A 24,235-nucleotide genomic window follows, 5' to 3' on the forward strand; every position below is an offset into this window, starting at 1 on the left:
GTGTTAAAATTTAATAAAGAAACCTGGTTAATTGTCCAGCTTCTACCATTACAAACCTAAAAATGAGTCCTCCAAGAATAACCAATAAAGCAGGTACAGCCACTGGTGCTTTAAAACCAAGAAGTTCAATAAATTCTAGAATTCCAGGAATTATCAGTCCTAATAAAACTACAAAACCAAAGAACATAAGTGTAAAATCTCCATTTACAAGTAGCTGCATAGCTTCTAATTGTACTTGAGAACCTGCATAATAGCCCATAATCATGTGCGTGATTAAAGCCAATTCTATAATAATTAGTCCTAAATCTATTTTACCAAATAGATGTTTTTCTGCTTTTGTTTTTGATAATAAAATGATAGCTGCAGCACCTGTAGAAAGCCCTGAAACTAGAAATAACGGACCTAAAATGGCATTATTCCAAAGAGGTCTTGCGTTAAATGCAGATAATAAAATACCTGTATACACCCCTAAAATTAAAGCTAGAGGTATTAAAGCATAAGCAATATTTTTTTTGTTTTTGATGGTAAACTTTTCAAAAGAATTTAAGAATGCAAATCGTTTAAAAATCTGTAGTTTTTCTTCTAACTTAGGATACACTTCTCTGTAAGAACTAAACGTCCAGATAAAAGATAAAGGAGTGGTTATTAATAAAACCCATGCTCCCCAAGACATTGGCGATTCAATTCTGAACGTTGTGTATAATTGCCAAGTATACAAAGGATGAGTTAAATCGTACACCAAAGCCAAAAGACCTAAAGACAAAGCAATTGGTGGAATTATTGACGCCGTTTTTACGGCTGTTGGATATTTTTTTTCCAAACCAAGAATATAAAGTAAGGCTCCAAAAAACAAAATACCAGCAGCAAGCCCTCCTAAAAATAAATACACAGAAATGGGCCAATGCCAAATTTCTAAAGAAGGGTCTATGTTAGGAATATTTCTGCCACTTGTAAAAATTTCTTCTTGTATCATATCAATTTATATTAAGTAAAACACATGAGGGTTTGTACCTGCTTCTGGTGCTAATGTTTTGTGTTTTCTATTCTTTAACAACATAGAAACTTCACTATTCGGATTGTCTAAATCGCCAAAATACATACACTTTGTAGGACAAACAGAAACGCAGGCAGGGAGCTGTCCTTTTTTAAGTCTGTGATGACAAAAAGTACATTTGTCTACATAACCATCTGGATGTTGGTAACGTGCATCATAAGGACAAGATTCTATACAAGCTCCACAACCAATACATTCATCTGCAGTTACTAAAACAATACCACCTTCTACAATATGGCTTGCTCCTGTTGGGCAACATCGAACACAAGGTGCAGTTGCACAATGATTACATCTTTCTGATTTTAACTCTAAAACCACATTTGGGTATGTGCCATCTACAGTTTCTGTAATCCAATCTCTACAGTACCCAATTGGCACATCATTTTCGGTTTGGCAAGCCACCACACAGTCACTACAACCCACACATTTTAACGTGTCTATTACCATGGCATATCTCATATCGCTTGTTTTTTATATGGATTTTTAGTTAAAATTGTTACAAAATTTCCTCTCATACCAGTACCTCCCATAATTGGGTCGTCCATGGTTTTTGTAATCATTTGAGTATCGTTAATACCTTTACCAAAAGCTCTTGTTAATTTTTTATTATCGTGTCCAAAACCATGAACCATATACACAGAATCCCATCGAATTCGCTCTGTAACCCTTACTTTGATAGAAAATGTTGAGGTAACACCATCTTGATTTTTTAACCAAACAGATTGTCCTTTTTTTAACCCAATAATTCTTGCCACTTTAGGATTTACCCAAAGATTATTTTCACTTTTTAAACCATTTAAATTAGGGTTGTTAGCAGTTCTACTAAAGGTATGCATTGGTGCTCTACCATAATTTAATCTATAAAATCCTTGAGGTGGTTCAGGGTGTTTTGTGTACACTGGCATAGCATCAAAACCAAGGTTTTCTAGTTCTTTAGAGTACAGTTCAATTTTTCCGCTTTCAGTAGGGAATTCATAATTTTCATTCTCTTCTAAATAGAGTGGTCTTGATGTGCGAGGAAAGTTTTTTACGCCAATTTTTTTCATTTCATCTAAAGATGTCCCCATCTTTTGCAATTGCCATTCAATAACCTCTTTATAATTACTATATCTAAAATAATCGCTTAAGCCAATGCGATCGCCAATTTGTTTTGCAACCCACCAACCTGGTTTTGAATCGTATTTAGGTTTTACAGCAGGAACTCTAACTGCAATTGAAGGTTCTCTATTTGTTGCAGAACGAATACCATCATAACGTTCTAAATAGGTGCATTCTGGTAAAACAACATCAGCATAACCAGTAACATCCATAGGCATTGTATCTAAAACCACCATAAATTCAAGTTCATTCATGGCTTCTTCCAATAACTTCTTATTGGGAATAGATTTAGTAATGTTTGTCCCAGCAACCATTAATGCTTTTACAGGATATTTGTTGTCTTTACTTGGGATAGCACATTTTATTACTTCTGTTGTAATACCCATTTGTGCTAAAGGAAATTTTTCGCCAATATCAGACCAATCCCATTTAGGATGTGGATATTTAGGATGTGGGTATTTAGGGATACTAACTTTTTCTTTAAAATAAAAACCTCCACGTCTTCCCCAAGAACCTAACAAGCCATTTAAAATAGCCATCGCTCTTGCGCGTTGTGTATCATCTCCATACCAACTTACATGACGCCCAGGGTGAATGATAACAGCAGGTGCTGCATGTGCCATTTCTCTTGCTGTTTTTCTGATTTCTGCTGGTTGTATTGTTGTAATACCATAGGCCCATTCTGGAGTAAAATTAGCAACGTGTTTTTTTAATTCTTCAAAACCTGTGGTATACTTTTCAACATATGCTTTATCGTAAATTTCTTCATTTATGATAACATTCATCCAAGCAAGCATTAAAGCAATATCTGTAGCAGGTTTAATTGCCAACCAATATTTAGATTTACTTGCGGCAGTTGATAATCTCGGGTCTACGGTAATTATAGTTGCTTTGTTATCAATAGCATCAGACATTTCTTGTACTTGAGAGTTATGCATATTCTCACCAATATGAGAACCAATTAACACTAAACATTTGGTGTCTCTAATATCTGTAGGTTCTGGAGATCCAATCCAAGAGCCAAAGGTTAGGTTAAAACCAGCTTCACGAGCTCCTCTACATTGTGCGTAAGCGGGTTCTGCAATTGTGTCTGAACCATATGCTTTAAAAAGGTGTTCTAAGTGTTTGCCAGGAGAGCCATGTTTTAATAAAGCAAAAGATTCTGCGCCATATTTTTCTTTGATATTTTTAAATTTAGAAGCAATTAAATCTAAAGCTTCGTCCCAACTTGCTTCTCTAAACGTTTCTTCTCCATTTATAGTTGTTCTAATTAAAGGCGTTTTTAAGCGGTCTTCATCAGCATACATTCCAACTCCACCTGTACCTCTTGGGCAAAGTCGTCCATAACAATGTGGGTCATTGTCATTACCAATAATTTTTTTGATGGTATTGTTCTCATCAGAATAGGCCCAAGCAGCACATTTCCAAAAACAGACTTCGCAATAAGTAGCAGATTTTTTCAAGTTTTTTGAAATACTTTGTGCGGTTTTTTCACTTAAATATGAAGTGTTTCCAAAAAGATTGAATGCCGAAGTTGATGCAAAAGCACCTCCTAAACCTAATGCAGAAATTTTAATAAATTTTCTTCTAGAAGTCGTCATATAATACTGATTTATTGAATGGTAAAGATAGCTGCTATACAAAATTGAAATTATGATAAAAGTCAGTAATACAATCATTTGTATGTAACATTTGTTACATAAGGGTACATAATATAGGTGTGATTGCTGTTTTGAGTTATTGTGATTTTAAATTATTGTAAATTTGAATCATGGATAAAAAAAACAAGACCAAAGCGTTTTTTATACTTGCTATTTTATTGTTTTCTTTACTGTTTGTTGCTAAAAACAAGAAACTATTTGAAGTAGAAGAGACGTATAAAACAGTGAAAGAAAATGTTTATGAAACATCTGCATTGGCAGTTTCTGAATCTTGTTTTCTTTGTCATCAAAATACCAAAGGGTACTCTCCACATCACAATCCGAAATATATTGGTTGTGTAAGTTGTCATTTAGGAAATGCAGGTTCATCAGATAAAGAGTTGGCGCATAAAAACATGGTTTTGATTCCTGGAAATTTATCAGATGCAAAACAAACTTGCGGTACTTGTCATCGAAGTGAACTTCATAAAGTAGAAAACTCATTAATGACCACAAACAGCGGACTTATAGCTGTAGATAAGTTTGTTTTTGGTGAATCAGAGAATCTAAATAATCATTATCATATTAAAGATTTAAAAAAAACAGCATCAGACAAACATTTAAGAGATTTGTGTGCGAATTGTCATTTAGGAGCAGAAAAAAAATCTTTTGGAGCTATAGATCAGTTGAGTAGAGGTGGGGGTTGCAATGCTTGTCACTTAAATTATTCTAAAGAAGCATCTCAAGACCTTGATCGTTATTTGGCTTCAGATAAAAAAGAGATTCCAAAATTTCATCCATCCACAGATGTTTTTGTGAACGATACCCATTGTTTTGGTTGCCATAGCAGATCGAGTAGAATATCTACCAATTATTTGGGTTTACAAGAAACGTTGTTAGATGAAAATGAGGTAGAAAATAAACAAGATTATACAACTTTAGAAGATAAACGCGTTTACAAATACATACAAGAAGATGTGCATCATACTAAAGGATTGTTGTGTATAGATTGCCATTCGTCTCAAGAAGTTATGGGAGATGGAATACGATATACTCACGAAGAGCAAGCCGTAAAAATTCAATGTATAGATTGTCATTTCAAAGAAAAACCGAATACAATTTCCTATAGTGATTTAGATGCAGAAAGTATGCTTGTTTTTGACCATAGAGCGTATACTCATCAAGATAAAGCTATAATAGCCGTAAAAAAATCAGGTCATCCATTAGTGAATACCTATGTAGATAGTTTGGGTGACGCTTATTTAATTGGAAAAAAAGACGGAAAACTACATTCATTACAACCTCAAGGAGAGGTTTGCGCCAGAGATAATGCGCATAAAAATGTAAGCTGTGCTTCTTGTCATTCATCTTGGACACCAAGATGTATTGGCTGTCATAATCAATTTGACAAAGACGAACCCAATGCTTTTGATTTGTTAGATAAAACGTTTACTAAGGGACAATGGAAAGAATATGTTGCAGAATTTTCATCATCACTACCAGCCTTAGGAGTTCGAGAAAATGGAGAAGAAAAAGCTATAGAACCCGCAATTCCTGGTATGATTATGACCATAGATTTAGGAAGTTATACTGATGAAACAGCACAAGAAAAGCTATTATTTCATAGATTGTATGCACCAAATTCGCCACACACAACAACTAAAGAAGTTCGTGATTGTAAATCTTGTCATTCTAATGCAGCTACTTTAGGATTTGGAAAAGGGATGTTAGATTATGATATTAAAAATAAAAAGGGAAAATGGATTTTTACCCCTGAATATGCCTTAAATGCTAATGATAATTTACCTGAAGATGCTTGGATTCCTTTTTTAAAAGAGGTTGATAAAAATACAGTAAATTCTACAAGGTCAGATTTTAGACCTTTTCAACTTAAAGAACAACAAAAATTATTACTAGTTGGTGCTTGTTTACAGTGTCATAAAGATAATTCTAAAGTAATGCAACAAACATTACAATATGGTTTAAATGCTTCGCTTAAAAGTAAAAGTTTTTCTTGTATACTACCAGATTATACTTTTTAAAAAGAATATTGATGTTTTTTTAATATTTAAAATCAAGATTTTTTTCTTTTCCTATATGTCTAAATTAGTTTTTTAACCATAAAACCTCATCTAAAAACCTACTAGTCCCTACTAGTTTGTTTTTTGTGCCTAAAATTGAAGAATCTTTAAATTATTTAGGTATATTTGAAATTCAAAAATTAACTAAACAATAACAATTATGACAGCAGGATTTGATATGTGGGACTATGTAGTCTTCGTAGCTTACGCCATTTTAATTTTAGGAGTAGGTTTATGGGTTTCACGTGATAAAGACGGGCATCAGAAAAATGCCGAAGATTACTTTTTGGCAAGTAAATCTTTACCTTGGTGGGCCATTGGTACCTCTTTAATTGCCGCAAACATTTCAGCAGAACAATTTATTGGTATGTCTGGTTCTGGATTTGCACTCGGTTTAGCAATTGCTTCTTATGAATGGATGGCAGCTTTAACCTTAATTATAGTGGGTAAATATTTTCTACCTATTTTTATTGAAAAAGGATTGTATACCATTCCTGAATTTGTTGAAAAACGTTTTTCTACAAACTTAAAAACCATTTTAGCTGTTTTTTGGTTGTTTCTTTATGTTTTTATCAACCTAACTTCGGTATTGTTTTTAGGTGGTTTAGCTATAGAAACCATAATGGGTGTAGATATGATGTATGCTATAATAGGTTTGGCTTTATTTGCTGCTGCGTATTCATTATATGGTGGTTTATCTGCTGTAGCTTGGACAGATGTTATTCAAGTTGTATTCTTAGTTTTAGGAGGTTTAATTACAACGTATTTGGCTTTAAACACAGTTTCTGGTGGAGAAGGAGTTATGGCTGGGTTCTCTAAAGTCTGGGAAGCTGCACCTGAGAAATTTCATATGGTTTTAGAGGAATTTAATTCAGATGGAACCGCAAACTCAAATTATTTAGATTTACCTGGAGTTTGGGTATTAATTGGTGGTTTATGGGTTGCGAATATTTATTATTGGGGATTCAATCAATATATTATTCAAAGAACTTTAGCAGCAAAATCTTTAAAAGAATCTCAAAAAGGTATTTTATTAGCAGCATTTTTAAAATTAATTATTCCTTTAATTGTTGTTGTGCCAGGTATTGCAGCTTATGTTATGGTTAACGATCTAGAGATTATGGCGAGTTTAGGTGAAGCAGGCATGTTAAATATACCATCTGCAGAACAAGCAGATAAAGCATATCCTTGGTTATTACAGTTTTTACCTACTGGTTTAAAAGGTGTGGCTTTTGCAGCATTGGCTGCAGCAATTGTATCCTCTTTGGCATCGATGTTAAATTCAACTTCTACTATTTTTACGATGGATATTTATAAGCAATACATCAATAAAAATGCAGATGATAAGAAAACAGTTAACGTAGGAAGATTAAGTGGGGCAATAGCTTTAGTAATTGCTGTGCTTGTAGCGCCATTATTAAATGGAATGGATCAGGTATTTCAATACATACAAGAGTATACAGGTTTAGTAAGTCCTGGTATTTTAGCGGTATTCTTATTAGGTTTATTTTGGAAAAAAACAACCAACAATGCTGCAATTTGGGGAGCAGTTTTATCTGTGCCAATTGCTTTAGCTTTAAAGTTTTTACCTATACCTGCGCTTGCACCTTGGATGCATCAAATGGGGTTAGCAACAGTATTATCAATTATTGTAATAATGGTTTTGAGCTATATGGAAACAAAGGGAGCTGATGATCCAAAAGGAATTGAAATTACGAAAGGGTTGTTTAAAACAACGCCATTTTTTAATATTGGTTCTTTTGTAGTGTGTCTTTTATTAGCTGTATTGTATTCAATATTCTGGTAAAATAATAGTCACTTTACACAAAAAAAAACACCCAAATTTACTTTGGGTGTTTTTTTGTTTTATTTTTTATTGATGAAAATCTCTTTAAAATCATCAGTTTTGATGGTGTTTAAAAATAGTTGTTTTGCTTTTTCTGGTGGTATGGTTAATTTGCGTTTGGTTAAATCTATCCAAGCTCCATATACTTTTATTATAGCAGATAATTTACCTGCTTGATTAAAAACTTCATGAGTTATTTTCCAGCGTTCATTGTTTTTAGAGAGTCCAGAAAGTTTCATGTTTACTGTTATGTTTTCACCCAAATGAATTTCTTTTCTAAACGATGTATGCTCTTCAAATAAAATAGGGCCAATATTGTGTTTTGTAAATTCATCGATAGCAAAATCTTGTGCAGCAAAATAACGAACTCTTACTTCTGCAGCATATTCATTATAAGCTGTATGACGCATGTGTCTATTAGGATCGAAATCAGACCATTTTGTTTTAAATTCTACTTTAAATGCCATATTATTTTGAAATAAAAAAAGCCTGATAGGTTTGTTTAGAACCTATCAGGATAATTAATTAATTTTAAGGGTTGCTAGTTTTTAACAATTTCTGTTTTTTCTCTTAGTTTTAATTCACTCAATACATTTAAGGCTTCAGAAATGTACATGTCTTTAGATAGGTTTTTGTGCCAAGCAACTCTTTTGTCTTTTAAATCTTCATTTTCTTTGAATAAAGATTGTTCGTATTTAGGTGATGTAAACGTTAAATTAGATTTGTAATCAAAAACAGATTTAAATTTTTCGGCTTCTTTTTCTTTAGCATCACTTTCTTTAAAAAATTGCTTATAGTTTAATGAGTATGAAGTGTTATCTTGATTTTCTTTCAACCATTTAGCATATTCATTTACCAATTTAAAATTTTTACTTGTGGCAATTCTTTGCTTACTATTATACACAACATCATTAAAGTTGTCATAAGAGTTGGTTTGCGTATACTTTGCTTGAGGTACTTTATCCCAAGCTAAAGCTCCTGTCATATCTCGCTCACCATATTTCATATAACTCAATCTACTTGGCATTGCAATATCAGAGTAAACGCCTTCTTTTTGGGTAGATCCTCCATTAACTCTATAGAATTTTTGAATTGTCATTTTTATATAACCCAAGTCTTTTTTGTACTTTGGATAAAACTGATTGATAGGTAAAACATTTTGTACAGTTCCTTTTCCATAGGTTTGATTTCCGCCTAAAATAACGCCTCTTTTATAATCTTGCATAGCAGCAGCAAAAATTTCTGATGCTGATGCAGAAAACTCATTCACTAAAACTACAACAGATTTATCCCATTGCACTTTTGGGTCAATATCTTTCTTAACAATTGGGCTTTCTCCTCTGTATTTTACCTGAACTACAGGGCCTTCGTCAATAAATAAACCAGATATTTCAATGGCTGTTTTTAAAGAACCCCCACCATTATTTCTTAAATCTATAATCAAACCAGTAACTTCTTCTGCTTTTAACCTTTCAATTTCTTTTTCCATGTCTTTTGCAGAGTCTCTGTAGTTATTGTCGCTAAAGTCGATGTAAAAACTTGGCAAATCTATAATTGCATATTTTTTACCTTCTTTTTCTACAATACTAGATTTTACGAAAGTTTCATCTAACTGAACCACATCTCTAATAATCGAAATGATTTTTGTAGAACCATCTAATTTTTTCTTTACGGTTAAGCGAACCTCAGTTCCTTTTTTACCTTTTATAAACTTTATTGCGTCATCTAATCGCATTCCTACAATATCTAATGGTTCTTCATCTCCTTGAGCAACTTTAAGAATAATATCTCCAGGTTCAAGATCTCCTTGCTTTGAAGCAGGGCCACCAGCAACCAATTCAAAAACATGAGTGTAGATTCCCTTTTTTTGTAAACGTGCTCCAATGCCTTCTAATTTACCAGAAATGGTTTGGTCAAAACGTTCTTTAATTCTTGGATCCATGTAAGTGGTATGAGGGTCAAAAGCGCCAACTACAGAATTTAAGAATGTAGAAAACCAATCATCGTGTTCTAATTCTTCGATTCTTATGTACAAATCCTCCATGTTTTTTAAAACTTCTGCTCTAGCTTCTTTTTCTAAAGTTGTAAAAGACTTTATTTTATAGTTTTTGTCTTTTTCTAGTTTTGCTTCTTGAAGGTCTGTTTGTTCTTGAATTCTACTTAGTGTTTGTAATTTTAATTGCTTTCTCCAGTAATCAATAAGTTCATTATCATTTTTGGCAAAAGGTACTTTTGTATAATCTAAGTCAATCGTTTCGTTTTTCTTAAAATCAAAAGGTTGTGCCAATAAATTACCATAATATGATTTTGCGTTTTTAATTTTCTCTAAAAAACGCCCATAAACTAAGTTGTAAAAACTTAAATCATCTTCTAAAAGTTGATTGTCTATTTGGTATTTATATTTCGAAAACTCTTTGAGATCTTGTTTTGTAAAATATCTTTTACTGCTATCTAAAGCATCAATAAAAGAATCAAATATCTGTTCAGATAAGTCATCATTAATATCTTTTTGTACAAAGTGTAGTCTACTTAAAACATTTTTTAACACATAAATAATAACTTTATCTTTTTCAGGGTCATTATTTAGGTTTGTATGGTTTATAGATGCTTGTACTGTAATACTATTTACTAATAAAACAATTGCTAATAAAGCTGTACTTAACTTAAATTTCGTCTTCATATATCTACTGTCGTTGTTTTTTGTTTATGCTTACTTTTGTTAGTTGCTAATCTACTAAAATAGTGCCAAAATTTATAATAGCATATTATTAATTATGTGTAGCGTAAAAAATAAATCTGTTTTTAATTGTTTATTAGAACGTTTTGGTTGAATTTAAAATAAGTTAAACATAAAAATAGCTTAGTAATACTAAATATAGTTCTATGTTTTAGTCTATTACAATATTAGTTAAAATTCGAGTTTATTATTCTTTACAAAATGTTAAAAAGAAAATCGGCTAAAATAAATTACATTTGCTTAAAAGATTCAATATTCAGTATTTAAAATTCAATATTTATTGGCAAACTACAAATCAAGTTAAATTTTGAATTTTAAACTTAAAACATAGAAATATGCAAGAAAGACCTTTAATTTTAGTAACGAATGATGATGGAATTACAGCTCCTGGAATTAGAGCGCTTATTAAGATAATGAATAAAATTGGCGAGGTTGTAGTAGTTGCACCAGATAGCCCACAAAGTGGTATGGGACATGCAATTACTGTTGATAATGTGTTGACTTGTAACCCGATAACTATTGATGATGGACCTCAGTTAGAATATACCTGCTCTGGTACTCCTGCAGATTGTGTAAAAATGGCAATTAGTGAAATTCTGAATAAAAAACCAGATCTGTGTGTTTCTGGTATTAATCACGGTTCTAATTCGTCTATTAATGTAATTTATTCGGGCACCATGAGTGCAGCTATAGAGGCTGGTATAGAAGGGATTCCTGCAATTGGTTTTTCGCTGTTAGATTTTAAATGGCATGCAGATTTTAAACCTTGCGAAACGTTTGTAAAAAATATTACGCTAAATACACTCTTGAATGGCTTGCCAGAAGGAATTGTATTAAACGTAAACATACCAAGTTTAAAAAAGGAGGATATAAAAGGTACTAAAATTTGTAGACAAGCTATGGGCGTTTGGAAAGAAGATTTCGATAAGCGTAAAAGCCCTTTTGGTAAAGAGTATTATTGGCTTTCTGGCGAATTTGTAAATAGAGATAAAGGACAAGATACAGATGTACATGCTTTAGAAAATGGGTATGTTTCTATTGTACCAGTTCAGTTTGATTTAACTGCACATCACATGATTCAAAAATTAAACTCTTGGGAACTGTAAAAAAAGACCTATTAATTGGCATTTTAATTTCACTTTTTGCAACTGCTGCTGGTTGTTATTTATACATTGAATATTTTTCTAGGTTTAGTTTTAACGAAACTTTAAAAATGATTGATGATGGCGATTTATATGGTAAAATTTTGTCAATTGCTGCGATCCCAAATTTATTTGTGTTTTGGGTATACATAAAAAAGAAACAAGATCATAGAGCAAAAGGGGTATTAATAACAACAATTGTTATTGCTTTAATTACGCTAATTTTAAAGTTTATCTGATGAAATATTACATTATTGCAGGCGAAGCTTCTGGAGATTTACATGGTGCTAATTTAATGAAGGCCTTGTACAAACAAGATATTAATGCCGAAATTAAATTTTGGGGTGGCGATTTAATGCAAGCTGTTGGAGGTACTTTGGTTAGCCATTATAAAGATCGTGCTTTTATGGGTTTTTTCGAAGTACTTAGAAACTTGAATAAAGTATTGGTTTTTATCAAATTTTGTAAAAACGATATTGAATTGTTTCAGCCAGATGTTATTATTTTTATTGATAATTCTGGCTTTAATTTACGCATTGCAAAATGGGCAAAACAACAAGGTTTTAAAACCAATTATTACATTTCACCACAAGTTTGGGCAAGTAGAGCTAGTAGAGTAAAAGGTATTAAGAGAGATGTAGATAAAATGTTTGTTATTCTGCCTTTTGAAAAAGAGTTTTATAAAAAATTCGATTATTTAGTTGAATTTGTTGGGCATCCTTTAATTGATGCCATTGCAGATAGAAAGCTTTCAAATATAGAAGGTTTTAGAGCTGAACATCATTTAGGTGATAAACCTATTATTGCCTTGTTGCCAGGAAGTAGAAAGCAAGAAATTACAAAAATGTTGGCTGTAATGTTGTCTTTGGTAGATGATTTTTCGGATTATAAATTTGTAATTGCAGGTGCACCAAGTCAAGATTTTTCTTTTTACCAACAAATTATTGGAGATAAAGAAGTAAGTTTTATAGATAACAAAACTTATGATTTATTGTCGGTGTCAACAGCAGCTTTGGTAACCTCTGGAACTGCTACTCTAGAAACTGCCTTATTTAAAGTGCCCCAAGTGGTTTGTTATAAAGGTGGTTTTATTTCATATCAAATTGCTAAAAGAATTATTACATTAAAATACATTTCTTTAGTAAATTTAATTATGGATAAAGAAGTAGTTACAGAATTAATTCAGAATGATTTTACAAAAACCAATCTTAAGAAAGAACTCACTAAGATTTTAGATGCAAAAAATAGAGAAAAACTATTTTTAGATTATTTTGAATTAGAAAAAAAATTAGGAGGTAAAGGCGCATCAGAAAAAACAGCCAAATTGATAATCGAGGGTTTAACCGAATAAATTGATGAAAAAAATCTTTTTTTTATTGATTGCCTCTTTGCTATTTAACGCTTGTGCATCTTCAAAAAAAATTGCGCATGTTTCAAAAAAACCAAAAACAAAAGTAGATCGAATTATAGCAACTGCTTTGCAGTACAAAGGGGTAAACTATAAGTTTGGTGGTACCACCAGAAAAGGAATGGATTGTTCTGGGTTGGTTTATATCGCTTTTGGACAAGAAAATATTCAATTACCAAGAATTTCTAGAAATATGGCAAAAAAGGGCCGAAAAATCTCTTTAAAAAACGCAAAAAAAGGAGATTTGGTGTTTTTTAAAATTAGTAGAAGATCCAATAAAATTAATCATGTTGGTTTGGTAACGTCTATTAAAAATGGAGTTATTTATTTTATACATGCTACAACTTCTCGAGGTGTAATTGTATCTTCATTATCAGAAAAATACTGGAAAAAGAACTTTGTAAAAGCCACTACAATTTTAAAAAAATAATTGATAACTACCCAGTTTTAATTTTTTATATGATTTGCTGCAATCTTTAAAAGGGTGTTTTTTTTGACAGTCATATTTTTTTAACTATCTTTACTTTGCTATGAAGAAGGTATTTAACTACTTACCCTTACAATTTGTTGTAAGCGTAATTTTAGGAATTGTACTGCAATTCTATACTCAGTTTTGGGAATTTGGTTTCTTGAATTCCCTGTTTGTTTTTTTTACAATTTTACTTTTATTGCTGGTTGTCAAAAATAATATTACAACCACAATATTGTCTTTTTTATTGTTTTTTACAATCGGAGTTTCCATTGTGTTTGTAAATAATGATAAAAATTATAATAACTATTATAATAATTATATTGATGGTAGTACAGGTGTTGTTTTAAGAGTAGCTAAAGTTTTAAAACCAACTACCTATCATTATAAATACCAAGTTAAAGTTGTTCAAGTTGGCTCTGTAAAAACCACTGGAAAAGTATTATTAAATGTTTCTAAAGATCGTATTACAAATCCTTTAAAAGTGGATGAATTAATATTTGCTAACCCAATTTTTGTAGCCATACCAAAACCAGTAAATCCACATCAATTCAATTATCAATTGTATATGAAAAAACAGGGTATCTATCAACAGATATACCTTAATGATAACGATTTTAAAAGCTTAGGAATTCAACAATTTTCTTTGCAAGGTTCATCAGCAAAATTTAGGAGAAAAGTTCAAAAAGCGCTTAGAAAGTATCCGTTTACTTCAGATGAATTTGCTGTAATTAATGCTTTGTTATTAGGGCAAAGACAAGAAATTTCAAAAGAATTGAGTGCCAATTATGCAAAAGCAGGTGCTATACATATTTTAGCTGTTTCGGGTTTACATGTTGGTATTTTACTATGGATTTTAACTTGGTTATTGAAACCTTTAGAAATACTCCCCAAAGGAAAAATTATAAAAATAGTTTGTATTGTTTTTATACTTTGGATGTTTGCGTTTATTGCAGGTTTGTCTGCATCTGTAACAAGAGCTGTTACTATGTTTACTTTTTTGGCCATTGGGTTAACGTTTCAAAGAAAAAATGTTGTGCTATTTTCTTTAATTTCTTCGATGTTTTTATTGTTGATTTGTAAGCCCATGTTTTTGTTTGATGTTGGTTTTCAACTTAGTTATTTAGCGGTTTTTGGTATTATATTTTTACAACCCAAGCTATTTAGGTTATACAATCCTAAATTTTGGTTAGATAAAAAGATTTGGGAAATAATTTCGGTTTCGGTTGCTGCTCAAATAGGTGTTTTGCCTTTAAGTTTATTTTATTTTCATCAGTTTCCTGGTTTGTTTATGGTATCGAATTTGGTGATTATTCCTTTTTTGAGTGCCATTTTATTAGGTGGAATTTTTGTAATTATTTTTGCTTTACTGGGTTGGTTGCCCGAATTTTTAGCATCCATTTATGGTGATGTTATTGCTGCGCTTAATGCTTTTGTAAACTGGGTTTCTAATCATGAGGAGTTTCTTTTTCAAGAAATATCTTTTTCATTATATATGGCTTTAGCAGCCTATATAATTATTTTTAATTTTTATAGATTTTTAATAGATAAATCAACTAAAAAAATGATGTATTTTTTGTTTAGTATTGTGATTATTCAAAGTGTTTGTTTATTTGAAAACTATCAAAAAGAAACAAAGAAAGAGTTTTTGGTTTTTCATAAAAGTAGAAATACAATAATGGGTAAAAGAATAGGAGGCAAGCTGTTTATAGATCATGATTTAGATAGTATTGATGTGCTAAAATTCAATGCAATAGCGTCTTACACTGTTGGTGAGTATATCAATACTACAATTAAAAAAAGGGAAATATCGAATGTGTATCGTTTTAAAAATCAAGTGATTTTGGTTGTGGATAGTTTGGGTGTTTATCAAATTAAAAATTTAAAAAATCCAATTGTTTTGTTGCAGCAATCGCCTAAAATAAATTTAGAAAGATTGATTAAAACCTTAAAACCAAAACATATTATTGCAGATGGTTCTAATTACAAAAGTTATGTAAAACGATGGCAAAAAACGGCTAAAAACCAAAAAACTCCATTGCACTATACAGGCACAAATGGAGTTTTTAAATATTAGTTTTCTAAAATTTATTTTGCTTTAAATTCTGGTGTAAAAGTGTCGTAATATTCTTGAAAATCTTCTTTGGTTTTAATTTCTTTATGTTTATTGTTTATAAATAATTTTAAATAAAACTCTAACTCATTAGGTTTATAAAAACCTGTTAAAGGATATAAAAAACCAGATTGTTCATCAAAAAAAGCTACTGTTGGGTATCCTCTTACACCTAAATAATCTGCAAATTGATGAGAACTATTTCTTTTATTGGGTTTAGAGGCATCATAATAAGGATTCAAGAATTCACGCTCTTTGTAGGTAATCGATTCATTTCCTTCAGCATTAAACTTTACAGCGTAAAAATTTTCATTTACATAGTTTGCAACATCTTTATTTTGAAAGGTTTGCTTGTCTAACATTTTGCAAGGGCCACACCAATTGGTGTATACATCTACCATTATTTTTTTCGGATTTTTTTTCTGAAGTTCTAAAGCTTCATTCATAGAAATCCAATTAATTTTTTGAGCATTTGTTGAAATACTTAAAAGAGCAAGTGCAATAAGAGATAATACTATTTTATTCATAATTTATAAGTCTGCAAATGATGTGCCAAGTTTGTAAATTAATACTTTTTAATTTTAGTGTACGTTACCTAATAATTTTTTCATTAAAGGCGAAAACAATAAAACAATAGCTCCAGCACCCAAGGCATACATTGCAATTAAATGAAAACCATCAGTATAAATGGTTAAAGTTTCTAGGCCTCCAACATTACTATCTGTACTTTCAACAGCCAATTGTTCACCAATAAAACCTACAATTTGAAATGCAAAAGCCGATGATAAAAACCAAACTCCCATCATAAATGCTACGATGTTTAAAGGGGATAAATCTGTAATTTTTGATAAACCAACAGGAGACATAAATAGCTCTCCAATAGAAAGTATAAAATACATAATTAACAAATACACAAAGGGCACCATTCCGTTTTCATTAGCACTGGTACCACTAATAGATAAAATGTAAAAACATAAACCTGCCAACAATAAGCCGAAACCGAATTTATAAGGTGTTCTTGGATTCATACCTTTTTTAGCCAAATAACCCCATAATAAAGAAATAGGAATTGCTAAAATGATAATAAACATTGAGTTTAAAGAGTTTGTTTGTGCAGCACTCATAATGCCATCTAAAGCTACGTTTCTTGATGCAAATAATGTAATTACACTACCTGATAGTTCATGAAAACCCCAAAATAGTGTCATGAAAAATGTAATTAACACTGCCATTATTAATTTTTTTCTTGCATCTGTATCTAGCTTTAACATTATGTAAATTAGGTATCCTAAAACAGCAAAACCAATAAATTTAAAAATTCCGCTAACATAATTTTGTTGCCAAGAGGCTAATAAATACGCAATACCTGGAGCACAAAGAAAAGCAATAACTGGTATTAATGTTTTTTGAGGAACTCCTAAAATTTTCTTTTCATATACTTCTTGGTTTGGAGGCATTCCTTTATCACCAAAAATATTTTTTTTGATTCCACTCCAAAAGAAAATTAAACCTGCTAACATACCAAATCCTGCTAATCCAAAACCATAATGGTATCCGTATTCAAGTGCTAGCCAACCACATAAAAGTGGAGCAATCCAACCTCCTATATTAATTCCCATATAAAAGATGGTAAAACCAGAATCTTTCCTTACATCTCCTTCTTTATATAAAGCACCAACAAAGGTGGATATATTTGGTTTAAAGAAACCATTACCAACTACAATAAAAGCCAAAGCCAAAAAGAAGGCTATATCATTTTCTATGGCCAAAACAAAATGACCTAAAGACATTAAAATACCGCCTAAAAAAATTGATGCACGCATTCCTAAAATTTTATCAGAAATTTGCCCACCAATTACTGTTGAAGCGTAAACTAAAGAACCATAAGAAGCATATACTACAGCTGTTGCTGTATCTCTCTCTGCAATGGCTTTAAAAATATGTTCTACCATGTAGAGCGTTAATAAAGCTCTCATCCCATAGAAGCTAAAACGCTCCCATAATTCTGCAAAGAATAAGTAAAATAACCCTTTTGGGTGGCCAAACATTTGTGGGTCTTCTGTAGTGGTAGTAACTCCTTTATCTAACATAATTATCCTTTTATTTCAGTAGTTTTATTTGATTTTTCTATTAAATGTTCCTCAACATAATTCGTCATTTTTGTAAACAAATTTAAACGAACATTTTTACCTTTTCTAATGCCATGTGCTCTATCTGGTACAATGTGCATATCAAACTGTTTGTTAGCATCAATCAAAGCATTTATCATTCTATATGAATTTTGAACGTGTACATTATCATCTCCTGTTCCGTGAACCAATAAATAATTACCTTCCAACTTATCAGCATAATTTATGGGTGAATTATCATCATAACCACTTGGGTTTTCTTGCGGAGTTTCCATATATCGTTCTGTGTAAACAGAATCGTAAAAACGCCAAGAAGTTACAGGAGCTACTGCAATGGCTGTAGAAAAAATATCGCTACCTTTTAAAATACAATTGGTGCTCATAAAGCCACCAAAAGACCAACCCCAAATGCCAATGTTGTCTTTATCAATATAAGAGCGTTCTGCTAACTTTTTTGCGGCTGCAATTTGATCTTCAACTTCATACTTACCCAATTCTTTTTGGGTTACTTTTTTAAAATCTGCACCTTTTAAGCCAGTTCCACGTCCATCAATACAAACTACAATCATGCCTTTTTGTGCTAACATATTGTGCCAGTAATCGTTAGCGCTATTCCAGCTGTTTCCAACTTGCTGAGATCCTGGTCCTGAATATTGGAACATTAATAGCGGGTATTGTTTATTTTCATCAAAGTCTACAGGTTTTACCATCCACATATTCAAGTCATTTCCATTAATTGAAATGGTAGAAAATTCTTTCGGACTCATTTTATATTCGGCTAAATTCTCCTTTAATTCAGCATTGTCTTTAATTACCTTGAGCATTTCACCTTCGGCTGTATACAAGGAATAAATTGGTGGAATTTCAGCAGATGAAAATGTATTGATAAAGTAGTTTAAATTGGTGCTAAAAGCAGCACTACTTTGTCCATTTTCGTTGCTTAACAACTTTTTATTCTTTCCATTTAAACCAATTGAATACACCCCTCTGTTGGTAGATCCATTTTCTACAGATTGATAGTAAATTGTTTTTTTAGAAGTATTAAAACCATAATATCTAGTTACTTCCCAATCTCCTTTTGTAATTTGATTGATCAGTTTTCCATTAAAATCATAATGATAAATATGATTGAAACCCTCTTTTTCGCTTGTCCAAATAAAAGAATTATCTACTAAAAAAGTAAGGTTGTCAGTAATATCAATATATGCTTTATCAGTTTCGTTTAACAATACTGTTGATGAACTTCTTAACGCATTTACTTTATGCAGTTTTAAATTATTTTGATGACGATTTAAAGTGGTTGCTACTAAAACAGCATCATTATTTGTCCATTTAATTCTTGGAATGTATTCATAATCACCTAAAGCAATTTTTTTACTGTTTTTTGTATCAACAGCATACATATGTAAAGTAACTTTTGCATTTTTTTCACCAGCTTTAGGGTATTTAAATACTTGTTGATCTGGATACAAACCATTACCAACAATATCCATAGAAAATGTAGGCACATCACGTTCATCAAAACGTAAAAAAGCGATGTATTTACTATTGTTGTTCCACTCAAAAGCTCTTACAAAAGCAAATTCTTCTTCGTAAACCCAATCTGTAATTCCGTTTATAATGCTGTTTTTCTTTCCATCTTTAGTTACTTGAGTAACCTTGTTTTTTGAGAAATCTTTAATAAATAAATTGTTGTCTTTAGCATAGGCTACTTTTTTATTGTCAGGAGAAAAAACAGGCTCTTGTATGTCTTTGCCAATTAAAGAGATTTTTTTTGATGCAATATCATATGCATAAAAAGTACCTTTAAAAGAACGTCTGTAAATTTTTTCGAAGTCTGTACCTAGAATTATTTTAGTTTCATCGTTATTGAAACTGTAAGATTTAAACGCGCTTATTTCTGGTAAATCTTTGCTGTTAACAATGGTTTCAATTTTCTCTAAAGTAGCATAGCTGTATTTGTCTACAGTTGTGTTTCCATCATCATCTGTATTTAATAGCGAATAAAAATCGCCATTCATAGAATCTAAAGCGTTCATTCTTTGTGGAGAAAATGTGCCATCCCAAATTTCTTCGAGTGTTATTTCTTTAGTTCCCGTATTTACTTTTGCTGATTTTTCTATGGCTTGTTTACAATTAAAGAGAATAATAGTGGTAGTTAATAAAAATACTTTCCTCATTTGAGTTTTAATTTTTAAAAAAGTTTGTCAAGTTTACGAAATTATTGTCAAAGAATTGTAAAAACTGTATTTGATTACATACAATTTTAACATAAATGACTATTGATTTTAGAAATCTCGTAAAGTAAAAGCGTTTTAATTGAGCATAAAAAAACTCGATATTGTTTAAAATATCGAGTTTATATTGGGTTTCAGAAAAAAAAGATTATTTCTGTTTTGAGTCTTCTGCTTTGGCATCAGTTTCGTTACCAACAATTAAAGGTGTTTTTCCATCAGTAATAATCACTTTTGCATTTTGCGATCTTGCCAATTCTCTAAAGGCTTCAATAGCTTTAATTCTAATAATTCCGCTAGTTAAACCTTCGGCTATAATTAATTGTGCATCTCTTTCCCCTTTTGCATTGATAATTTTTCTTTCCGCTTCTAATTTTTCTTGCTTTAAAACAAATTCCATTCGCATGGCATCTTGTTCTGCTTGTAATTTTCGTTCTACAGAATTGGCAAGACCTCTAGGTAATTGAATTCGTTTCATTAAAACAGCAATTAATTCAATACCATCTGCTTGTTTTTCAAGATTAATTTTCATCTTCTCTAAAATAGCTTTTTCTATATTGGCTCTCATGCCAGAATGCATGTCTTTTGCAAAAAATTGCGCACAAACATCAGAAGCAGCAGATCTAAATACACTTGTAATTACGTTTTCGTAATCTGGTCCTAAGTTTTTTAATACAGAAGCTACTTTATCGCCTTCTAATCGATGTAAAATAGAGATTTCTGAATTTACACTCAAACCTTCTTTACTTGGTAAGCTCAACACTAACTTAATATTTTTTGTTTGTGTAGATTCTTTTACCACTTTGCTGGTTATAGGATTATAAAGTACGGTTCCTTCTGTTTGTACTTTGTTAGAAAACTTTCCTAAGGTTTGTTTTATTCCAACTTCACCAGGTCTAATCACTGCACAACTTGTGCAAACAACAGCAGATAATACTAATAGGCTAATTTTTTTCATAATGTATTGTTTTATAAGTTTTTAATTTTGAAAAGAATTACAAATAATCAAATCAAAATCTTTATTAATGGATTAAATAATGTTACACACAAATTTAATAGTAATACTTTTATTTTAGCGATATTAAAAATCAATTTTACTTATCAAATAATTGCTAAATATTATAATTTACTTTGTAAATGTTAATTTGTATTAAAATTTTACAGATAAAATATTGAGTCCTTAATTTTTAGTTAAATAAGCGCTAAAATGATATTTTTTTGTGTGAGAATTTTATTAGAAGAACATGTTAAAATTGCTAAATAGATTATGTTAGATTCGTTTATCTTTGTGCTGAATATATGCAATTAACTAATGAGTAAAATTATTTCTGGTTTCTCTAAATTTACCAAAGAAGAAAAAATAGATTGGCTCGCTAAAAACTACTTTCATAATCCTTCTGAAACGATTTCAATTTTAAAGCAATATTGGAATCAAAATAGCGATTTACAAGAATTACACGACGATTTTATCGAGAATACCATTACTAATTTTTATATGCCTTATGGTGTTGCTCCGAATTTTGTAATTAATGATCGACCTTATGTAATTCCTATGGTTGTAGAAGAAAGCTCTGTTGTTGCTGCAGCCTCTTTGGTAGGTAAGTTCTGGAGTACAAGAGGAGGTTTTAAAACTACGGTTCTTGGCACTACTAAAATTGGTCAGGTTCATTTTATGTTTGCTGGCGATAAAAAGGATCTAGAACATTATTTTAATCAAAATAAAACAGAATTATATGCAGCTACTGCTTCCATCACCAAAAATATGGAAAAACGTGGTGGAGGAATTTTAGACATTCAATTAATTGATAAAACCGATAAATTAGAAAATTATTATCAGTTGCATATCACTTTTGAAACGAAAGATTCAATGGGTGCAAATTTCATTAACTCTTGTTTAGAAGCGATTGCGAATCAATTTAAAAATGATGAGATTGAAATTGTAATGAGTATTTTATCGAATTACGTTCCTGAGTGTTTGGTGAGAGCAGAAGTAAGTTGTAAAATTGAAGATTTGGGTGGAGAAAATCCACAGAAATTTGCAGAGAAATTTTATCAAGCTGTAAAAATTGCAGAAATAGAACCTTACAGAGCAGTTACGCATAACAAAGGAATTATGAACGGAATTGATGCAGTAGTTTTAGCTACAGGCAACGATTTTAGAGCAGTAGAAGCTGGTGCACATGCATATGCTTCCAGAAATGGTTCTTATTCTAGTTTGTCTCATTGTTCTATTGATGATGGTATTTTTAAATTTTGGATAGAAATCCCTTTAGCTTTAGGTACAGTTGGTGGTTTAACAGCTTTGCATCCAATGGCTAAAATGTCTTTAGAGATGTTGCAAAAGCCATCTGCAAGAACCTTAATGCAAATTATGGCAGCAGCAGGTTTGGCTCAAAATTTTGCAGCATTAAGAGCGCTAACAACAAAAGGAATTCAGCATGGACATATGAAAATGCACTTGCAAAACATCTTAACTCAGTTAGGTGCAAATGAAGGTGAGAAAAAAGAAATAACCAATTTTTTTGATAAAAGAACCGTTTCTCATGCAGCTGTGGTTGGTAAATTAGAAGCTTTAAGAGCACCAAAAATACATTGGGTCGATTTTTTAAATATTGATGAAATCACTTCTAAATTAAGTAGATTAACAAGAGAAACGCAACCCGTTTTTGGGAAAATGAATGGGCAACAAGTAATTGAACATTTAAGTTTGTTGATGCAAATTTCAAACGGAAAAATTGATGCAGATTATTTTGTTTCTGATGAAAAAACAGCTAGGAGAAAACCTTTTTTAGATAGCGAACGTGAACTACATATTGGTTTTAGAGCGTCAATTTTGTCTGATGAGCCAACTCCTGAAAAATTTAAGACGATAGAAGAAGCGTTGTCTGATTTAATTCAGCAAATAAATGATTTTGAAACTCATTTTAAAGTAGCGAAGACAGAAAATCATCCGTTTTTTGGGGAATTAGATTACGAGTATTGGACGAAATTTCATAGCAAACATTTTACGCACCATTTTAAACAGTTTGATTTGTTATAATAATCATTAGAAATGGGCTTTAACCCATTCATTGAGTTAAATATAATTTTGGTTTTAGCCAAACCATACATAAATGTCATTCATAAAAATCTACATACATTTAGTATTTTTCTATAGAAATGGGTTTCAATCCATTTTTAAATTAAAGAGTAAAGAAAGGTTTTAGTCAGGACTTTAGTTTTGGCTAAAGCCAAAAAAATAAATGATTTTATATCATCCTGCTAAAGCAGGATGCAATTAAAATGAAAATAAACAATTTGAAAAACTATTATTCAAACGGAAAATTATTATTAACAGGAGAATATCTGGTTTTAGATGGCGCAAAAGCTTTGGCAGTTCCTACTAAATTCGGACAAGATTTGATTGTTGAAAAAATAAAAGAACCTCAAATTATTTGGGGTAGTTTTACCAATACTGGCGAATGTTGGTTCGAAGCGGTTTTCGATTTACCTAAACTTCGTTTGGTGAATTGTACGTTTAATTCTGATAAAGAAGGCAATACAGAAACGATTGCAGAAACACTTTTAGAAATTCTAGAAGAAGCGAAAAGACTCAATCCAAAATTTTTAAAAACAGATGGAGGTTTTGTGATAAAAACAAAACTTACGTTTCCAAGAAATTGGGGTTTAGGAAGTTCATCAACCTTAATAAATTCTATAGCAAGTTGGGCAAAAGTAGATGCTTTTACATTGTTATGGAATTCCTTTAAAGGAAGTGGTTATGATATTGCTTGCGCTCAAAATGATACTCCAATTTTTTATCAAATTGAAAAAGATTTCTCGACTGCGCTCGAAATGACACCAAAAGTCGAGTTAGTTGCATTTAATCCGGCATTTAAAGAAAACATATTTTTTGTATTTCTAAACCAAAAGCAAGACTCCAAAGAAGGGATTGCAAAATTTAGAGAAAGTGGAAAGAATTTCGATAAGGAAATCAAAAGAATTTCTGAAATTTCTAATGAATTTTTAAAAGCAACATCCATAGAAAAATTTAATAAATTGATTGTTGAGCATGAGCAAATTATCAGCAATATTATTAAACTGAAACCTGTAAAAGAGAAATTATTTCCAGATTATTTTGGAGAAATAAAAAGTCTTGGGGCTTGGGGAGGAGATTTTGTGTTAGTTACAGGAAATGAAGAAACTCCAAACTATTTTAAAATGAAAGGGTTTGAAACCGTTCTTAACTATCAAGAAATGATAAAGCCCACCTTAATCCTCCCAAAGGGAGGAAACTAGTAACAA

General features: G+C 31.2%; 18 protein-coding genes and 1 pseudogene. 10 read left to right on the plus strand and 9 right to left on the minus strand.

Annotation, left to right across the window (positions count from 1 at the left end; translation table 11 throughout):
• Nucleotides 1–10: 10 nt before the first annotated feature.
• The 3 genes from nrfD to SJY27_RS15475 are packed head-to-tail and all read right to left on the minus strand — an operon-like array spanning nt 11 to nt 3,753.
• Nucleotides 11–973, minus strand: coding sequence for an NrfD/PsrC family molybdoenzyme membrane anchor subunit (nrfD, locus tag SJY27_RS15465; RefSeq protein WP_397445773.1), 963 nt, complete (start codon nt 971–973; stop codon nt 11–13).
• Between the two features lie 6 nt (nt 974–979).
• On the minus strand, nt 980–1,513 hold the full coding sequence (locus SJY27_RS15470) for a 4Fe-4S dicluster domain-containing protein (protein ID WP_159949753.1): 534 nt from the start codon (nt 1,511–1,513) through the stop codon (nt 980–982).
• Nucleotides 1,510–3,753, minus strand: a complete 2,244-nt coding sequence (locus SJY27_RS15475; protein WP_397445774.1) for a molybdopterin-dependent oxidoreductase — start codon at nt 3,751–3,753, stop codon at nt 1,510–1,512. The genes SJY27_RS15470 and SJY27_RS15475 overlap by 4 nt, the downstream gene beginning before the upstream one ends.
• A 170-nt stretch (nt 3,754–3,923) precedes the next feature.
• Here SJY27_RS15475 and SJY27_RS15480 point away from each other — a divergent pair, with 170 nt between their 5' ends.
• Both SJY27_RS15480 and SJY27_RS15485 read left to right on the plus strand, forming a co-directional pair.
• Nucleotides 3,924–5,834 carry a hypothetical protein gene (locus SJY27_RS15480; protein ID WP_397445775.1) on the plus strand — a complete coding sequence of 637 codons (1,911 nt, stop codon included), beginning with the start codon at nt 3,924–3,926 and terminating at the stop codon, nt 5,832–5,834.
• A 199-nt stretch (nt 5,835–6,033) separates the two neighbouring features.
• The gene (locus SJY27_RS15485) at nt 6,034–7,680 is read left to right on the plus strand and encodes a sodium/sugar symporter (RefSeq protein WP_397445776.1); all 1,647 of its coding nucleotides are present in this window, start codon (nt 6,034–6,036) and stop codon (nt 7,678–7,680) included.
• Nucleotides 7,681–7,739: 59 nt separating this feature from the next.
• Here the strand turns inward: SJY27_RS15485 and SJY27_RS15490 are convergent, their stop codons facing one another.
• Together SJY27_RS15490 and SJY27_RS15495 are read right to left on the minus strand one after the other, a co-directional pair.
• The gene (locus SJY27_RS15490) at nt 7,740–8,186 is read right to left on the minus strand and encodes an acyl-CoA thioesterase (protein WP_397445777.1); all 447 of its coding nucleotides are present in this window, start codon (nt 8,184–8,186) and stop codon (nt 7,740–7,742) included.
• A gap of 74 nt (nt 8,187–8,260) precedes the next feature.
• The gene (locus SJY27_RS15495; RefSeq protein ID WP_397445778.1) at nt 8,261–10,399 is read right to left on the minus strand and encodes a carboxy terminal-processing peptidase; all 2,139 of its coding nucleotides are present in this window, start codon (nt 10,397–10,399) and stop codon (nt 8,261–8,263) included.
• A 392-nt stretch (nt 10,400–10,791) separates the two neighbouring features.
• Here SJY27_RS15495 and surE point away from each other — a divergent pair, with 392 nt between their 5' ends.
• The 5 genes from surE to SJY27_RS15520 all read left to right on the plus strand — a co-directional run bounded on the left by surE (nt 10,792) and on the right by SJY27_RS15520 (nt 15,552).
• Nucleotides 10,792–11,562, plus strand: coding sequence for a 5'/3'-nucleotidase SurE (gene surE / locus SJY27_RS15500; protein WP_397445779.1), 771 nt, complete (start codon nt 10,792–10,794; stop codon nt 11,560–11,562).
• On the plus strand, nt 11,550–11,837 hold the full coding sequence (locus tag SJY27_RS15505; RefSeq protein WP_397445780.1) for a hypothetical protein: 288 nt from the start codon (nt 11,550–11,552) through the stop codon (nt 11,835–11,837). The genes surE and SJY27_RS15505 overlap by 13 nt, the downstream gene beginning before the upstream one ends.
• Complete coding sequence (gene lpxB / locus SJY27_RS15510) at nt 11,837–12,949, plus strand: lipid-A-disaccharide synthase (protein ID WP_397445781.1); 1,113 nt, start codon at nt 11,837–11,839, stop codon at nt 12,947–12,949. The genes SJY27_RS15505 and lpxB overlap by 1 nt, the downstream gene beginning before the upstream one ends.
• A gap of 4 nt (nt 12,950–12,953) precedes the next feature.
• A complete protein-coding gene (locus SJY27_RS15515; RefSeq protein WP_397445782.1) occupies nt 12,954–13,436 on the plus strand; it encodes an NlpC/P60 family protein in 483 nt (160 codons plus the stop codon).
• Nucleotides 13,437–13,536: 100 nt separating this feature from the next.
• Nucleotides 13,537–15,552, plus strand: coding sequence for a ComEC/Rec2 family competence protein (locus tag SJY27_RS15520; protein WP_397445783.1), 2,016 nt, complete (start codon nt 13,537–13,539; stop codon nt 15,550–15,552).
• An 11-nt stretch (nt 15,553–15,563) separates the two neighbouring features.
• Here the strand turns inward: SJY27_RS15520 and SJY27_RS15525 are convergent, their stop codons facing one another.
• The 4 genes from SJY27_RS15525 to SJY27_RS15540 form a co-directional block, all read right to left on the minus strand.
• On the minus strand, nt 15,564–16,115 hold the full coding sequence (locus SJY27_RS15525) for a thioredoxin family protein (protein ID WP_397445784.1): 552 nt from the start codon (nt 16,113–16,115) through the stop codon (nt 15,564–15,566).
• Nucleotides 16,116–16,169: 54 nt separating this feature from the next.
• On the minus strand, nt 16,170–17,678 hold the full coding sequence (locus tag SJY27_RS15530) for a peptide MFS transporter (protein WP_397445785.1): 1,509 nt from the start codon (nt 17,676–17,678) through the stop codon (nt 16,170–16,172).
• Nucleotides 17,679–17,680: 2 nt separating this feature from the next.
• Nucleotides 17,681–19,897: a S9 family peptidase gene (locus SJY27_RS15535; protein WP_397445786.1), complete on the minus strand. Its 2,217-nt coding sequence runs from the start codon at nt 19,895–19,897 to the stop codon at nt 17,681–17,683.
• 205 nt (nt 19,898–20,102) lie between these two features.
• A complete protein-coding gene (locus SJY27_RS15540; protein ID WP_397445787.1) occupies nt 20,103–20,909 on the minus strand; it encodes a prohibitin family protein in 807 nt (268 codons plus the stop codon).
• 354 nt (nt 20,910–21,263) lie between these two features.
• Here SJY27_RS15540 and SJY27_RS15545 point away from each other — a divergent pair.
• From SJY27_RS15545 to SJY27_RS15555, 3 genes and pseudogenes are all read left to right on the plus strand, one after another.
• Nucleotides 21,264–22,529: pseudogene (locus tag SJY27_RS15545) on the plus strand (hydroxymethylglutaryl-CoA reductase, degradative); the annotation flags it as partial.
• Complete coding sequence (locus SJY27_RS15550) at nt 22,503–22,991, plus strand: DUF1569 domain-containing protein (protein WP_397447935.1); 489 nt, start codon at nt 22,503–22,505, stop codon at nt 22,989–22,991. The pseudogene SJY27_RS15545 and the gene SJY27_RS15550, both read left to right, overlap by 27 nt.
• Nucleotides 22,992–23,233: 242 nt before the next feature.
• Nucleotides 23,234–24,229, plus strand: coding sequence for a GYDIA family GHMP kinase (locus SJY27_RS15555; RefSeq protein WP_397445788.1), 996 nt, complete (start codon nt 23,234–23,236; stop codon nt 24,227–24,229).
• Nucleotides 24,230–24,235 lie beyond the last annotated feature (6 nt).

Origin of the sequence: Polaribacter sp. R77954 (assembly GCF_044595335.1) — a bacterium.
Lineage (GTDB): Bacteria > Bacteroidota > Bacteroidia > Flavobacteriales > Flavobacteriaceae > Polaribacter.